The organism is Solirubrobacter soli DSM 22325, from assembly GCF_000423665.1.
Lineage (GTDB): Bacteria > Actinomycetota > Thermoleophilia > Solirubrobacterales > Solirubrobacteraceae > Solirubrobacter > Solirubrobacter soli.
This window is the reverse complement of record NZ_AUIK01000029.1, coordinates 155124-168998: the sequence shown is the minus strand read 5'-3', so window position 1 is coordinate 168998 and position 13875 is coordinate 155124. Positions and strand designations below refer to the sequence as shown.

At 72.0% G+C, this 13875-nt stretch carries 15 protein-coding genes; 14 read left to right on the top strand and 1 reads right to left on the bottom strand.

What is annotated here, in order from left to right; all coding sequences use genetic code 11:
* The 4 genes from G569_RS51110 to G569_RS51105 form a co-directional block, all read left to right on the top strand.
* Nucleotides 1-961, top strand: a 961-nt coding sequence (locus G569_RS51110; RefSeq protein WP_157592269.1) for a DUF4129 domain-containing protein, incomplete at its 5' end; no start/stop codon positions are given.
* A 55-nt stretch (nucleotides 962-1016) separates the two neighbouring features.
* The gene (locus tag G569_RS0124060; RefSeq protein WP_157592268.1) at nucleotides 1017-1925 is read left to right on the top strand and encodes a DUF4350 domain-containing protein; all 909 of its coding nucleotides are present in this window, start codon (nucleotides 1017-1019) and stop codon (nucleotides 1923-1925) included.
* The gene (locus tag G569_RS0124055) at nucleotides 1922-2851 is read left to right on the top strand and encodes an AAA family ATPase (protein ID WP_028065315.1); all 930 of its coding nucleotides are present in this window, start codon (nucleotides 1922-1924) and stop codon (nucleotides 2849-2851) included. The genes G569_RS0124060 and G569_RS0124055 overlap by 4 nt, the downstream gene beginning before the upstream one ends.
* Nucleotides 2848-4077 (top strand): DUF58 domain-containing protein, encoded by a 1230-nt coding sequence (locus G569_RS51105; RefSeq protein ID WP_053226896.1) that lies wholly within the window; start codon nucleotides 2848-2850, stop codon nucleotides 4075-4077. The genes G569_RS0124055 and G569_RS51105 overlap by 4 nt, the downstream gene beginning before the upstream one ends.
* Here the strand turns inward: G569_RS51105 and G569_RS61435 are convergent.
* Nucleotides 3977-5047: a stage II sporulation protein M gene (locus G569_RS61435; protein ID WP_157592267.1), complete on the bottom strand. Its 1071-nt coding sequence runs from the start codon at nucleotides 5045-5047 to the stop codon at nucleotides 3977-3979. The genes G569_RS51105 and G569_RS61435 overlap by 101 nt on opposite strands.
* Between G569_RS61435 and G569_RS0124040 the strand changes: the two genes are divergently transcribed.
* The 10 genes from G569_RS0124040 to G569_RS62930 all read left to right on the top strand — a co-directional run bounded on the left by G569_RS0124040 (nucleotide 5046) and on the right by G569_RS62930 (nucleotide 13797).
* On the top strand, nucleotides 5046-5798 hold the full coding sequence (locus G569_RS0124040; RefSeq protein WP_084285460.1) for an RDD family protein: 753 nt from the start codon (nucleotides 5046-5048) through the stop codon (nucleotides 5796-5798). The two genes, G569_RS61435 and G569_RS0124040, sit on opposite strands and share 2 nt — an antisense overlap.
* A gap of 40 nt (nucleotides 5799-5838) precedes the next feature.
* Nucleotides 5839-6309 (top strand): RDD family protein, encoded by a 471-nt coding sequence (locus G569_RS51100; protein ID WP_053226894.1) that lies wholly within the window; start codon nucleotides 5839-5841, stop codon nucleotides 6307-6309.
* Complete coding sequence (locus G569_RS51095; protein ID WP_037498653.1) at nucleotides 6306-6758, top strand: RDD family protein; 453 nt, start codon at nucleotides 6306-6308, stop codon at nucleotides 6756-6758. Before G569_RS51100 ends, G569_RS51095 begins: the two co-directional genes overlap by 4 nt.
* A gap of 83 nt (nucleotides 6759-6841) precedes the next feature.
* Nucleotides 6842-8047, top strand: coding sequence for an ROK family transcriptional regulator (locus G569_RS51090; protein ID WP_037498651.1), 1206 nt, complete (start codon nucleotides 6842-6844; stop codon nucleotides 8045-8047).
* Nucleotides 8048-8106: 59 nt separating this feature from the next.
* Nucleotides 8107-9276 (top strand): ROK family protein, encoded by a 1170-nt coding sequence (locus tag G569_RS51085; RefSeq protein ID WP_037498648.1) that lies wholly within the window; start codon nucleotides 8107-8109, stop codon nucleotides 9274-9276.
* Nucleotides 9277-9353: 77 nt separating this feature from the next.
* Nucleotides 9354-10490: a sugar ABC transporter substrate-binding protein gene (locus G569_RS0124015; protein ID WP_053226892.1), complete on the top strand. Its 1137-nt coding sequence runs from the start codon at nucleotides 9354-9356 to the stop codon at nucleotides 10488-10490.
* 67 nt (nucleotides 10491-10557) lie between these two features.
* Entirely contained in the window at nucleotides 10558-11361 is an 804-nt protein-coding gene (locus G569_RS0124010) for an ATP-binding cassette domain-containing protein (protein WP_037498645.1), read from the top strand.
* Entirely contained in the window at nucleotides 11358-12629 is a 1272-nt protein-coding gene (locus G569_RS51080) for a sugar ABC transporter permease (protein ID WP_084285458.1), read from the top strand. The genes G569_RS0124010 and G569_RS51080 overlap by 4 nt, the downstream gene beginning before the upstream one ends.
* Nucleotides 12626-13597 (top strand): Gfo/Idh/MocA family protein, encoded by a 972-nt coding sequence (locus G569_RS0124000; RefSeq protein ID WP_028065310.1) that lies wholly within the window; start codon nucleotides 12626-12628, stop codon nucleotides 13595-13597. The genes G569_RS51080 and G569_RS0124000 overlap by 4 nt, the downstream gene beginning before the upstream one ends.
* 53 nt (nucleotides 13598-13650) lie before the next feature.
* Entirely contained in the window at nucleotides 13651-13797 is a 147-nt protein-coding gene (locus G569_RS62930; protein WP_157592266.1) for a hypothetical protein, read from the top strand.
* Nucleotides 13798-13875: the final 78 nt, after the last annotated feature.

The following is a 13875-nucleotide window of genomic DNA, read 5'->3' as shown; positions in this document are numbered from 1 at the left end:
TCGCGCGGCGGCCACGCCCGCGCGGCTTCGCGCGGCACCCCCGCCGGCCGCTGCCCCGCGCCGCGCGGCCGCCCCGCCCGCGCGGCCTCGCGCGGCGGCCACGCCCGCCCGGCTTCGCGCGGCCCTCGCCCTCGTCGCCGCCCTCTTCGCGCTGCTCTTGGCGGCCGGCCCCGCGTGGGCGTCGGAGGTCTCGGCCGCCGAGCTCCGCTCGCTCGCCGCGGAGGCGGTCGACGATCCCGGCGCGCTCTCGCGGCTGCGCGACGTCACCGCCGTGGACGGGCGGCGGGTCGATGTCGCGGGCGCGCTGCAGGGCGCGCGGGGGGAGGCGCTCGAGGCGCGGTTGCGGGCGCTCGCGGCCGACCACGAGGTCGTTCCCGGCGGTCGCGATCCGGCGCAGGACGCGCGCGAGGTGCTCGCCGAGCGGCGGTTCCACGAGACGGAGGTGCCCGGGCCGTTCCGGGGGATCATCCGCTGGCTGCGCGACCTCGTGCCGGACCTCGGGTTCCTCGGGCTCGGGCCCGGGCCCGCGTGGGCGCTGCTCGCCGCGGTCGTCGTGGTGCTCGCGGTCTTCGTCTCGCGTCGCTTCCTGACGACCCGCGTCCGCGCGTCCGCCGCGCAGCAGCAGGCACTCGCGGCCGCGCGCGACGAGGACCCGCGGGCGCTCGAGCGGCGCGCCGACGAGGCGGAGGCCGCCGGGGACCTCGAACGCGCCCTGCGGCTGCGCTTCCGCGCGGGCCTGCTCCGCCTCGACGCGCGTGGGGCGATCGAGTTCCGCCCGTCGATCTCGACCTACGAGGTCCGCCGCAGCCTCCGTGACGACGACTTCGACGCGCTGGCCGCGACCTTCGACGACGTCGTCTACGGCGGCCGCCCTCCGCTGCCGGACGACCTCGCCGCCGCCCGCGAGCGCTGGCCGCGCATAGTTAAAGGGTCTGACCCCTCAACAAAGGCCGCTGCGTGAAACACCTGCGTAGCCGCACTAAAGGGTCTGACCCCTTGGTGGGGGGTGGGTGGTGATGCCTCGTGACGGACGGGTGCGGCTCGCGCTCGGCATCGCCGCGGCGCTCGTCGGCTTCGCGATCGTGCTGGTGATCGTCGACCGGCTCACGCCCGAGCCGAGCGGGCCGCCGTCGTCCTCGTATGCGACCACGCCGCAGGGGCTGGCGGCGTACGCGTCGGTGCTGCAGCGCAACGGGCACGCGGTACGGCGGGTGCGCACGCGCGTCGCCGACGAGCGGCCACCGACCGATCAGACGCTCGTCGTGCTCGATCCGGACGTGATGGAGCCGGAGGAGGCGCGCGCGATCGGCGACTGGGTGCGCTCAGGCGGGAACCTCGTCGCGGGCGGGGCCGGCGACGCGTCGTGGCTGGAGGAGGTGCTCACCGACCCGCCGACCTGGGAGTCCGGGGACGGCGGGAAGCGGCGCACGCTCGTGCCGGTGGGGGTGACCACCGGCGTGGACGCGGTCGCCTCCGACGGCGGCGGGTGGCACGAGCTCGGCCCCGCGCTGCCCGTGATCGGCCCGGCGGACGGGCCGCTGCTCGTCACCACTCGCGAAGGCCGCGGCAACGTCTCCCTGCTCGCCGACGCGACGCCGCTGACCAACGGCGGGATCGACCAGGGCGACGGGGCGGCGCTCGGTCTGGCGCTCGCGGGCGGCGAGAAGCGGACGGTCGCGTTCCTGGAGACCGTGCACGGCTACGGGGTCTCGCGCGGGTTCAGCGGCCTGCCGGCGCAGGTGAAGTGGGCGCTGCTCGGGCTCGCGCTGACCGCGCTGCTCGCGGTGTGGACCGCAGGCCGGCGGTTCGGCCCTCCCGAGGACCCGGACACCGAGCCGCCGCCGCCGCGGATGGCCTACGTCGACGCGCTCGCCGCCGCGCTCGAGCGGGCGAAACCGGACAAGGACAAGGAGCGATCGTCGTGAAGGAGCTGCACGCCCGCGTCGCGGGCGAGGTACGCAAGGTCGTCGTCGGCCAGGCCGAGGCGCTGGAGGACATGCTCGCGGCGCTCGCGCTCGGCGGGCACGTGCTGCTCGAGGGCGTCCCCGGCACGGCGAAGACGCTCCTGGCGGGAGCGACCGCCCGCGCGCTGGGGATCGAGTTCCGGCGCCTGCAGTTCACGCCGGACATGCTCCCGTCGGACGTCACCGGCACGATGGCGCTGCGCGCGGGCGAGCTCGTCTTCCGCCCGGGGCCGGTCTTCGCCGGCGTCGTCCTCGCCGACGAGATCAACCGCACGCCCCCGAAGACCCAGGCGGCGCTGTTGGAGGCCATGCAGGAGGGCCAGGTGACCGTCGACGGCGTCAGCCACGCGCTCCCGGACCCGTTCCTCGTGCTCGCGACCCAGAACCCGGTCGAGTACGAAGGCACCTACCCGCTGCCCGAGGCGCAGCGCGACCGCTTCCTCGTGCACGTCGCGATCGGCTACCCGAGCGCCGACGAGGAGCGCGCGATGCTGCGCCTCCAGCGCCGCGGCCTTGTGCCCGCCGCGCTCGACGACGTGCAGCCGGTGGCGAGCGCCGAGGACCTGCGAAACGCCCGCGCGGAGGTCGACGCCACCGAGATCACCGAGGAGGTCGTCGGCTACGTGGTCGCGATCGTCCGCCGCACCCGCGAGCTGCCGAGCGTCGCGCTCGGGGCGAGCCCGCGCGCCGCCGTGCACCTGCTCGGCGCGGCGAAGGCCGCCGCGCGCCTCGCCGGCCGCGCCTACGTCACCCCTGACGACGTCTCGCGCATGGCCGCCCCGGTCCTCCGCCACCGCCTCGTCCTCACCCCGGAGGCCGAGCTCGAGCGCGCGACCGCCGCGGGCGCGATCCGCACCGCGCTGGAAGACGTGCCGGTGCCGCGATGACGCCTGCGCCGCGCACCGTGATCGCCTTCGGCGTGATCGCGCTGGCGGCGTTGCTCGTCCCGCTCCCGATCGTCGGCCTCGCGGCGCTCGCGTTGCTGGTCGCGGTCGTCATCGACGCCAGATCGGCCAACCGTAAACCTCAAGTCGACCGTCAGATTCCTGCGGTCTTCTCGCGCGGAATCCCTGCACAGATGATGATTCGGGCGAACGCGCCCGCGGGGTCGACCGTGCGCCTCCGGCAGCCCGCGCCGCCCGAGCTGACGATCGCCCCACGCGAGGGCGACGGCGAGCTCACCGCCACCGTGACCGCCACGCGCCGCGGCCGGCACACGCTTCCGGCCGTCGCGACCCGCTCGACCGGCCCGCTCGGCCTCGCCCGCTGGGACCACACGATCGGGACCGCGCTCGACGTGCGCGTCTTCCCCGACCTGAAGACCGCGCGGCGGCTCGCGCTGGCGGTCGCGCGCGGCCGCTTCCGCGACCAGGGCGCCACGGCGCGCGGGCCGCTCGGCCTCGGCACCGAGTTCGAGCTGATCCGCGACTACCAGCCCGACGACGACATCCGCCAGGTCAACTGGCGCGCCACCGCGCGGCTCGGGCGGCCGATGAGCAACCAGTACCGGCTCGAGCAGGACCGCGACCTGCAGCTGCTGCTCGACGCCGGGCGCCTGAGCGCCGCTCCGCTCGGCGACCTCAACGTCCTCGACGCGTGCCTCGACGCGGCCACGGCGCTCGCGTTCGTGGCCGACGAGCTCGGCGACCGCACCGGCGCCGTCGCGTTCGACCAGGAGGTCCGGATCGCACTGACGCCGCGCCGCGCGGGCGGGCAGGTCATGGTGCGCGCGCTCTTCGACCTGCAGCCGCGCCCGCTCGACAGTGACTACGAGGCCGCGTTCCGCCGCGCCGAGGGCGCCAAGCGCGCCCTCGTGGTCGTCTTCACCGACCTCCTGGAAGAGGCCGCCGCCCGCCCGCTCGTCGAGGCCGTCCCGGTCCTGTCGCGCCGGCACGCCGTCGTCGTCGCGAGCCCCAGCGATCCCGCGCTGGCCGAGCTCGCCGACGCCGACGACGCGCGGGGCGTGATCGCGCGCGACGTCCTCCAGGCGCGCGGCCGCGTCGCCGCGCAGCTCAAGGCTGCCGGGGCGCGGGTGCTCGAAGCACCGCCGGACCGGCTGCCCGCGACCGTCGTCGCCGCCTATCTGCGGGCGAAGTCGCGCGCCGTCCTCTGAAGTACACGAGCGACCAGAAGATCACGAACAGCGTCGCGCCCAGGGTCGCCTGAAGGGCGACCGGGAGATCCGGGCCGGTGGCGAAGCCCTCCAGGAAGCCGCACAGGACGAGCCACGGGATCGTGCCCGCGGCGATCTCGACCGCGGGCAGCGCCTCGCGCCGCAGCGACGTCGCGCGCCGCAGCGGCCCCGGCCGGATCAGCGCCCACCCGACCCGCAGTCCCGCGATCCCGCCTACGACGATGCACGAGATCTCCAGCGGCCCGTGCGAGGAGATCAGGCGCAGGAAGGCCGTGCCGTTCCCCGCGCCGATGGCGAGCCCGCCGATCACCCCCAACAGCAGGCCGTTGAAGAACAGTGCGTAGACCGTCAGTACTCCGAACGTGATTCCGCCGGCGAACGCGACCAGCGTCACCTGGATGTTGTTGAACATCACCTGGAACGAGAACGCCGAGGCGGTCGCCGGGTCGTAGTCGCGGCCCTCGGGCGGCGGGTCGGCGGCGGCCTGGAACTGCGCGGGGATCAGGCCCGCGGCCGTGGCGGGGTCGGCCGCGCCCCACGCGCCACCTGCCAGAGCGGGACCGGCCAGCAGCAGCCACGCGACGAGGATCAGCATCGGACGCTCGGCCAGTCGCCGCCAGTACCCGCGGGTGAGGAACGAGACGATCGAGGCCCGGCGGCCAGAGCGCGCGTAGACCGTCGCCCGGGCCCGCAGCACGAGCGCCTCCAGCCGCGCGACCAGCGGGTCGCGCGGAAAGCGGCGGCGCGCGAACGCGAGGTCGGCCGCCGCCGCGCGGTACAGCGTGCCGAGCCGCCGGACGCCGGCGCGCCCCAGCTTCTCGGGCCGGTCGCCGGCCTGTCGCAGCGCGTTCTCGAGCTCTTCCCAGGCGGCTTGTCGTTCGGCCGCGAACCGCTCAGGACTCAAAGATCCACAGCCGCCGTTGATCCAGGCATGATGGGCACCCCACATGGAGTATGAGGATCGCCGCACTATTTCGACGCCGGAGGGCGTGCAACTCGCCCTCCCGTTGGCGGGGATCGGCTCGCGCTTCATGGCCGGGGCGCTCGACTACTCGATCATCGGCGTCGCGTACCTGATCGTCGTGCTGGCCGTGCTGTGGCTGGCCGGGGGCATCGCGGCGACGATCATCTTCGTCACCGCCGTCCTGGTGATCAACGTCGCCTACTTCACGCTGTTCGAGGTCCTCGGCGGCGGCCGCACGCTCGGCAAGCGGGCGACCGGGCTGCGCGTCGTGACCGACGGCGGCGGCCAGGTGGGCCTGCGGGCGAGCCTGATCCGCAACATCATCCGGCTGCTGGAGCTCGCCCTGTTCTTCTACGCACCGGCCGTGATCAGCGTGCTGGTGACCAGGAACAACCAACGGCTGGGTGACATCGCCGCGGGGACGCTGGTGGTGCGCGAGACCAAGACGGTGCCCGTGTACGCGAGTGCCGGAGCACCGCATGTCAGCCCGGATCGCTTCGCGACCTGGGACGTCACAGGCGTCGGCGAGGAGGAGACCGGCGCCGTGCGGTCGTTCCTGGAACGCCGCAACCAACTCCGTCCGGGCGCGCGCCGCGCCCTGGCGGAGCAGCTGGCCGGACGGCTGCGCCCGCTCGTCGCGGGCGCGCAGCACGGCCTCGGGGACGAGGCCTTCCTGGAGCACCTCGCGGCGGCAAAAGCGCGGGGACGGATGAGAGACACAGAAAACGGGCAATAAGCCGCACGAGGCCCACCCAAGGAGAGGAGCAGCCCCCGTCATGTCATCGCAATACCAGTCCGCCCCGCAGGCCCCACCTGGCTCGTATCAGAGCGGGCCCAGCGGCCCGCGCGCGGGGTTCTGGATCCGCTTCGGCGCCTACCTGCTCGACGGCCTCATCGTCGGCGTCCCGGCCTTCATCCTCGTCTTCGTCTGCGCGCTCATCAGCTCGAGCCTCGCCGTACTGGCGTATGTCGTCGTGATCGTCGGCGCGATCGCGTACTACGTCTACTTCGCGGGCGGCCCGAAGGGCGCGACCTACGGCAAGCAGATCTGCGGGATCAAGATCATCGACTTCAACGGTGGCGGCCCGATCGGCTACGGCCGCGCGTTCATCCGCCTCCTCATGCAGATCGTGAGTGGCTGGATCCTCTACCTGGGCTACCTGTGGATGCTCTGGGACAAGGAGAAGCAGTGCTGGCATGACAAGGCGGCCAATGACGTCGTCGTCCCGGCGGACGCGTACCGATGAGCTACGAACAGGCACCGCAGGCACCTCCCGGCTCCTACTCGAGCGGGCCTAGCGGACCCCGCGCCGGCTTCTGGCAGCGCTTCGGCGCGGCGTTCCTCGACGGCCTGATCCTCCTCGTCCCGACGGTGATCCTGCGCGTGATCTTCAAGGACAGCGTCGGGCTCTACTACCTCTTCCAGACGATCATCTCGCTCGGCTACTACACGTACTTCGAGGGCGGCCCGACCGGTCAGACGATCGGCAAGCGCGCGCTCGGCATCCGCGTGTACGACTTCCGCGAGGGCGGCGCGATCGGCTACGGACGCGGCTTCCTGCGCCAGATCGGCAAGTACATCGCGGCGATCCCGCTCTTCCTGGGGTACTTCTGGATGCTCTGGGACAAGGAGAAGCAGTGCTGGCAGGACAAGATCGCCGGCACCGTCGTCGTGCCCGCTGACGCGTACCGGTAATCGGTCCAGTAACCCGGTTGGGGGAGGCGGTCCGTCGATAAGTTGACGGACCGTCCCTTTCTCGCTCCAATGGAACCGTTTACATGCCCCCTGGTCGTGCCGGCTCACTCGAATCGCTCCGTCGTCTCAATCGCCTTCGCGTCATCCGCGCGTTGCGTGACGAGGGCCAGATCTCGCGTGCCGACATCGCTCGCCGCACGGGCCTGAGCCGTTCCACGGTCTCCAGCCTGGTCGCCGACCTGCAGGCCGACGGCCTGGTGATCGAGCGCCCGGAGCCCGGCAGCGCGTACGGCGCGCAGGGCGGCCGGCCGCCGATCCTGCTCTCGTTCGACGCCAGCGCGGGCGCCGCCGTCGGGGTCGACTTCGGCCACTCGCATCTGCGCGTCGCGGTGTCGGACCTGGCGTCGACGATCCTCGCCGAACGCACCCGCCCGCTCGACACCGACCACGACGCCACCGAGGGCCTGGAGATGGCGGCCGAGCTCGTCGTCGAGACGCTGGCCGACGCCGGCGTCGCGCGCGAGGCCGTGATCGGCGCCGGCATGGGCCTGCCCGGCCCGGTCGACCAGGGCGAGGGCATCGTCGGCTCCTCCGCGATCCTGCCCGGCTGGATCGGCATGGGCGCCGCCGAGGAGCTGCGCAAGCGCCTGGACGTGCCGGTCATGGTCGACAACGACGCGAACCTCGGCGCGCTGGCCGAGGCGGCGTTCGGCGCCGGCCGCGACGCCGGCGACCTCATCTACCTGAAGATCTCGAGCGGCATCGGCGCCGGGCTGATCCTCAACGGCCGCCTGTACCGCGGCAGCGCGGGCCTGGCGGGCGAGCTCGGCCACGTGCTCGTCAACCCGGACGGCATCGTCTGCCGCTGCGGCAACCGCGGCTGCCTGGAGACCGTCGCCGCGACCGGCGCGCTGGTCGACCTGCTGCGCCGCTCGCACGGCGACGACCTGACGGTCCCGGCGATGATCGAGGCGGCAACGCAGGGTGACGCCGGCTGCCGCCGCGTGATCGGCGACGCGGGCCGCGCGCTCGGCCAAGTGGTGGCGACGCTGCTGAATGTGTTGAACCCGGAGATGCTGATCGTCGGCGGCGACCTCGCCGCGGCCGGCGACCTGCTGCTCGACGGCATCCGCGAGTCGGTCGCCCGCGCCGCGCTCCCGGAGACCAGCCGCGGCGCCCAGCTCGTCGCCGGCGTCCTCGGTGAGCGTGCGCAGGTCCTCGGCGCCCTCGCCTTGGTCGTCTCGGAGGCCGATCGCGCGCTCCCGACCAGGCTTGCACTGGCCGGTTAGTTCGTTGTCGATCTAACCCCCTTGTAGTTCTGGCACTTTCGCGTGTAGCGTTCGCGCCGATGGAAAGGACGTCTCGCCGCGACGCTCGCGCGCGTGTCGTCGGGGTGCTGGCCGAGGCCGGCGCCGTGTCGCGCGCGGACCTTGCACGCCGTGCCGCACTCGCCCCGTCGACCGTGTCGGCAGTCGTCTCTGAGCTTCACGCGGCGGGCCTGGTGGTCGAGCCCGCCGAGCCCGTGCACCCGCCGGAGCGCGGGACCGTAGGCCGCCCGCCGGTGCTGATCGCGCTGCATCGCAAGGCGGGCGTCGTCGCCGGGATCGACTTCGGCAAGCGCCACCTGCGGCTCGCGATCTCGGACCTCTCGCACGCGCTGCTGGCCGAGCGCCACCGCGCGCTGGACGCCGATCTGCCCGCCAAGGAAGCGATCGCGATGGCGAAGGAGGTGTTCGCCGACGCGCTCCTCGAAGCCGAGGTCGCACGTGGCGAGGTGGTCGGCGTGGGCTTGGGCCTGCCCGGCCCGGTGCACCGGCCATCGGGCGAGCTCGGCAACTCGACGATCCTTCCCGGCTGGGCCGGGACGCGCGCGGCGGACGCGGTGGCGGAGGCGCTCGAGCTGCCGGTCGAGGTCGAGAACGACGCCAACCTCGGCGCCCTCGGCGAGTGGATGTGGGGCGCGGGCCGTGGCGCCGCGCACATGGCCTACGTCAAGGCCGCGACCGGTATAGGAGCCGGGTTCATCGTCGCCAACGCGCCGTACGTCGGGGCGGGCGGTACCGCGGGCGAGCTCGGGCACACCGTGGTCGACCCCGGCGGCCCGATCTGCCGCTGCGGCAACCGCGGCTGCCTGGAGACCTTCGCCGGCGCGCCCGCGATCCTCAGCTCGCTGCGCGACGTCCACGGCGACGGGCTGACGCTCCAGGACGCGGTCGCGCTGGCGATCCGCGGCGACGTCGGCTGCGGCCGGGCGATCGCCGACGCGGGCGCCGCGATCGGCACCGCGGTGGCCACCCTCTGCAATCTGTTCAACCCCCACCGGGTCGTTGTGGGAGGCGACCTCGGCGCGGCGGGCGAGCTCCTGCTCGCACCGCTACGCGAAGCGCTGGTTCGTGGCGCGATCCGCTCCGCGGCGGAGGACGTCACGGTCGTGCAGGGCGAACTCGGAGATCGTGCGGAAGTGTTGGGAGCTGTTGCGCTGGTGTTAGGAAGGGGCGCAGAAGCAACTACGGCTTGACTTTCCGGCATTCGGCTATGAATACTTCGAATTCGCAGATAGTCGCCAGTCTGCGGTAACCGGAGGAAGGGGAGTACATGAAGCACAAGCTGTCCGCGCGGGTCGCTGCCGCCGCAATGATCGGTGCGCTCGCGTTCACCGTCGCCGCCTGTGGTAGCGACGACAATTCGGGCTCGGGCTCGAGCGGGAGCAGCGGAGCCACTTCTACGCCGGAGGCGAAGGCCAAGGTCGGGGTGATCTTGCCCGACACGCAGTCCTCGGCGCGTTGGGAGAACGCGGACCGTCCGCTGCTCGCGGACGCGTTCAAGGCCGCGGGCGTGGAGTCGGACATCCAGAACGCCAACGGTGATAAGGCGAAGTTCGCGACGATCGCCGACCAGATGCTCAACAGCGGCGCGAACGTGCTGCTGATCGTGAACCTTGATTCGCCGTCGGCAGCGGCGGTCATCGCCAAGGCCAAGCAGCAGGGCGTGCCGGTCATCGACTATGACCGTCTGACGCTCGGCGGCGGCGCGTCGTACTACGTGTCCTTCGACAACGTCGCCGTGGGCACGGCGCAGGGCGAGGGTCTCGTGAAGTGCATGCAGGCCAACGGGGACTCAAGCGGCCCGGTGGCGCTGCTCAACGGCTCGCCGACCGACAACAACGCGACGCTGTTCAAGCAGGGCTACGAGAAGGCGATCAAGGACGCGGGCTACACGATCGCGGCCGATCAGTCCGTGCCGGATTGGGACAACACGAAGGCCGGCACGATCTTCGAGCAGATGTTCACCAAGGCCAACGGCAAGTTCGTCGGCGTGGACTCCGCCAACGACGGTCTCGGCGGCGCGGTCGCCGCGGTCCTGAAGCGTGAAGGCGCGTCCAAGGACATCCCGACCACGGGTCAGGACGCGACCGACGAAGGTCTGCAGCGGGTGCTGTTGGGCACGCAGTGCATGACGGTGTACAAGGCGATCAAGAAGGAGGCCGACGCGGCCTCCAAGCTGGCGATCGCGCTTGCGAAGGGCGACACGGCCGGTGCCGACGCGTTGGCGACGGGCCAGGTCGAGGACACTGAGACCAAGCAGCAGGTCAAGAGCGTGCTGCTCGAGCCGCAGGCGATCTTCCCCGAAAACGTCAAGGACGTGGTCGCGGACGGCTTCACCAGCGCGGACAAGATCTGCACGACTGATGCCCTGAAGAAGGCCTGCGAGAAGAACGGCGTCAGCGGATGACGAGCCCGGCCAGCGGCTGCCGCGGGACCGCGCGTGCGGTTTCGGGCATCGTGGGGCGGTGCTTGCGATGAGTAGCGCTTCCGAGGGACAGCAGCGCGAGCTGCTGTCCCTCCGGGGGATCAATAAGAGTTTCGGTGCCGTCCACGTCCTCCGGGATGTGGATTTTGACGTTCGTCCGGGGGAAGTCACCGCCCTCGTGGGGGACAACGGCGCCGGTAAGAGCACCCTGATCAAGTGCGTCGCTGGCATCCACCCGTTCGACTCCGGCGAGGTGATCTTCGAGGGCTCGCCGGTCACGATCCACGGTCCGAAGGACGCAAACCACCTCGGGATCGAGATCGTCTATCAGGACCTTGCGCTGTGCGACAACCTCGACGTCGTGCACAACATGTTCCTCGGCCGCGAGGTCAAGTCGGGCATCACGCTCAACGAGACCGAGATGGAGAAGCGGGCCGGTGAGACGCTGAAGTCGCTCAGCGTGCGCACCCTGCGCTCGCTGCGCCAGAACGTCTCCTCGTTGTCGGGCGGTCAGCGCCAGACGGTGGCGATCGCCCGCGCGGTGCTGTGGAACTCCAAGCTGGTGATCCTCGACGAGCCGACCGCCGCCCTCGGCGTGGCCCAGACCGAGCAGGTGCTCGCCCTGGTCCGCCGGCTCGCGGAGAACGGGCTCGGCGTGGTACTCATCACGCACAACATGAACGACGTCTTCCAGGTCGCGGACTCGATCGCCTGCCTGTTCCTCGGGCAGATGGCCGCTCAGGTCCGGGCCAAGGACGTCAACAACACGCAGGTCATCGAGCTGATCACCGCCGGCCGGTCCGGTGACATCGGGCTGCGTCCGGCTGAGGCGGCGGCGGTGGGGACGGTATGAGCACTCCCACGCAGCAACAGGACGTCTCGCAGTTCGAGATCGAGACCACGCCGGGCCAGGCAGGCCTCGGCGATGCCGCGGGCACGTACTGGGAGCGCATCAAGGGCGGCGACCTCGGCTCGCTGCCGGCCATTCTCGGCTGTGTCGTGCTGGCGATCGTGTTCGGGATCATGGAGCCCGACTCGTTCCTGACCGAGCAGAACTTCGCCAACCTGCTCAACCAGGGCGCGGCGATCATGGTCCTCGCGATGGGCCTGGTCTTCGTCCTGCTGTTGGGCGAGATCGACCTGTCGGCCGGCTTCACCGCCGGCACCGGCGCCGCGATCCTCGCGGTGACGCTGACCGAGCACAACTGGGCGTGGCCGCTGTCGGTGCTGGCCGCGCTGCTCGCCGGCGTGGCGATCGGCTTCGCGATCGCGCTGCTCGTCGCGCGGCTGGGCATCCCGTCGTTCGTCGTGTCGCTGGCCTTCTTCCTCGGCCTGCAAGGCGCGATGTTGTTGATCATCGGCGAGGGCGGGACGATCCCGATCCGCAACGACGCGATCCTGACGATCATGAACAAGAACATGGCCGTCGGGCTCGGCTGGCTGTTCGGGATCATCGTGATCGCCGGGTTCGCGGGTGCGACCTACTGGGCGATCATGACCCGCAAGCGGGCGGGCCTGCCGGTGCCGGCGATCTCGGTGTGGGCGGTCAAGGTGATCGCGCTGGCGGTCGTCGTGCTCGCGGTGATCTACCTGCTCAACCAGGAGCGTCAGCGCCCGAACGCGCCGATCGTGATCCAGGGCGTGCCGTGGGTGGTGCCGCTGGTCACCGTGCTGGTCGTGGTGCTCTCGTTCATGTTGATGCGGACGTCGTTCGGCCGGCACATCTACGCCGTCGGCGGTAACGCCGAGGCGGCCCGGCGCGCCGGTATCGGCGTCGCGAACGTCAAGACGGCCTGCTTCATCCTCTGCTCGACGCTCGCGGTCGTGGCCGGCATCCTGCTGGCCTCGCGTGACAACTCCGTCTCGCCCACCACCGGTGGTGCGCAGACGCTGCTGTACGCGGTGGGCGCGGCGGTCATCGGCGGCACCTCGCTGTTCGGCGGTCGCGGCAAGATCTACGACGCGATCACCGGCGGTCTGGTGGTGGCGATCATCGCCAACGGCCTCCCGCTCGTCACGCAGAAGTCGGGCATCCAGTTCATCATCAACGGCCTCGTGCTCCTGCTCGCGGCCAGCGTCGATGCCATCTCCCGCAGAAGGGCGGCGGCAACCGGTAGATGACGCGCTGGGGCATCCTCTCGACGGCGCGCATCGCGCAACGCATTGTCGACGGCGCGAGCGCGTCGGAGGACGCCCAGATCGTCGCAGTGGGCTCGCGCGACCTCGCGCGAGCCCAGGAGTACGCGTCGGCCAACGGGATCGACCGCGCGCACGGGTCCTACGAGGCCCTGCTCGCCGACCCGGAGGTCGACGCGGTGTACATCCCGCTGCCCAACTCGATGCACGTGCCCTGGTCCGTGCGGGCGCTCGAGGCGGGCAAGCACGTGCTGTGCGAGAAGCCGCTCTCGCGCGACCCCGCGCAGGTGACCGAGGCGTTCGACGCGGCCGCGCGGGCGGGCCGCGTGCTGATGGAGGCGTTCATGTGGCGCTTCCATCCCCAGACCGACGAGCTCGTGCGGCTGGTCCGCGAGGGCGCGGTCGGAGAGGTGCGCGTCGTCCGCGCGTCGTTCGGGTTCGGCGGGATCTCCGGCAGCGAGAACGTCCGGCTGCAGTCGGCGCTCGAGGGCGGCGCGCTGATGGACGTCGGCTGCTACTGCGTGAGCGCGCTGCGGCTGCTGTGTGGCGAGCCGGTGCGCGTCAGCGGCGAGCAGGTGCTCGGCGGCGACGGCGGGATCGACATCCGCTTCGCCGGCACCATGCGCTTCGAGAGCGACGTCCTCGGCCTCTTCGACTGTGGCATGGACGTCCACCGCCGCCACTCGATCGAGGTCGTCGGCTCCGAGGGCACGATCCTCGTCCCCTCGCCGTGGCAGACCCCGGCCGGCGCCGAGATCCTGCTGATCCGCGGGGAGACCGAACGGATCGTCCCCGAGCCCGTCGACCCCTACGGCCGCGAGCTCGACGAGGTCGGCGCCGCGATCGCCGAGGGCCGCGAGCCGCGACTCGGCCGCGAGGAGTCGCTCGCGCAGGCGCGCGTGATCCAGGCGCTGTACCGCGCCGCCGGCGACGGGGTGGTCGTTTCGCTCTAGTTGGGGACCGTTCCCCATTGCGACACGCCGCCTGAGCGGCCAAACTTCTGACCATGCCTGCGATCGAGCCGTTCGTGCCGCGCCCCAAGGAGGAGCCGCCGCCGCGCCTGGTGCGCCTGCGCTTCATCCTCGCCATGGTGCTGACCGTTGCGCTGATGATCGGCGTGGTCGCGCTGTTCATGTGGCTCCCGATCTTCTAGGCGGCCGCGATCAGGCCCGCGAGGCCGAGGAGCGCGACGCCGGTCGTGAAGTCGAGGCGGCGGCCCGGGCGGCGATCA

What these genes read in the sequence shown, in the direction of transcription:
- G569_RS0124060 (WP_157592268.1), top strand. Translation starts at nt 1,017, where the DNA reads ATGCCTCGTGACGGACGGGTGCGGCTCGCGCTCGGCATCGCCGCGGCG.
- G569_RS51105 (WP_053226896.1), top strand. Translation starts at nt 2,848, where the DNA reads ATGACGCCTGCGCCGCGCACCGTGATCGCCTTCGGCGTGATCGCGCTG.
- G569_RS0124040 (WP_084285460.1), top strand. Translation starts at nt 5,046, where the DNA reads ATGGAGTATGAGGATCGCCGCACTATTTCGACGCCGGAGGGCGTGCAA.
- G569_RS61435 (WP_157592267.1), bottom strand. Translation starts at nt 5,047, where the DNA reads ATGTGGGGTGCCCATCATGCCTGGATCAACGGCGGCTGTGGATCTTTG.
- G569_RS51100 (WP_053226894.1), top strand. Translation starts at nt 5,839, where the DNA reads ATGTCATCGCAATACCAGTCCGCCCCGCAGGCCCCACCTGGCTCGTAT.
- G569_RS51095 (WP_037498653.1), top strand. Translation starts at nt 6,306, where the DNA reads ATGAGCTACGAACAGGCACCGCAGGCACCTCCCGGCTCCTACTCGAGC.
- G569_RS51090 (WP_037498651.1), top strand. Translation starts at nt 6,842, where the DNA reads ATGCCCCCTGGTCGTGCCGGCTCACTCGAATCGCTCCGTCGTCTCAAT.
- G569_RS51085 (WP_037498648.1), top strand. Translation starts at nt 8,107, where the DNA reads ATGGAAAGGACGTCTCGCCGCGACGCTCGCGCGCGTGTCGTCGGGGTG.
- G569_RS0124015 (WP_053226892.1), top strand. Translation starts at nt 9,354, where the DNA reads ATGAAGCACAAGCTGTCCGCGCGGGTCGCTGCCGCCGCAATGATCGGT.
- G569_RS0124010 (WP_037498645.1), top strand. Translation starts at nt 10,558, where the DNA reads ATGAGTAGCGCTTCCGAGGGACAGCAGCGCGAGCTGCTGTCCCTCCGG.
- G569_RS51080 (WP_084285458.1), top strand. Translation starts at nt 11,358, where the DNA reads ATGAGCACTCCCACGCAGCAACAGGACGTCTCGCAGTTCGAGATCGAG.
- G569_RS0124000 (WP_028065310.1), top strand. Translation starts at nt 12,626, where the DNA reads ATGACGCGCTGGGGCATCCTCTCGACGGCGCGCATCGCGCAACGCATT.
- G569_RS62930 (WP_157592266.1), top strand. Translation starts at nt 13,651, where the DNA reads ATGCCTGCGATCGAGCCGTTCGTGCCGCGCCCCAAGGAGGAGCCGCCG.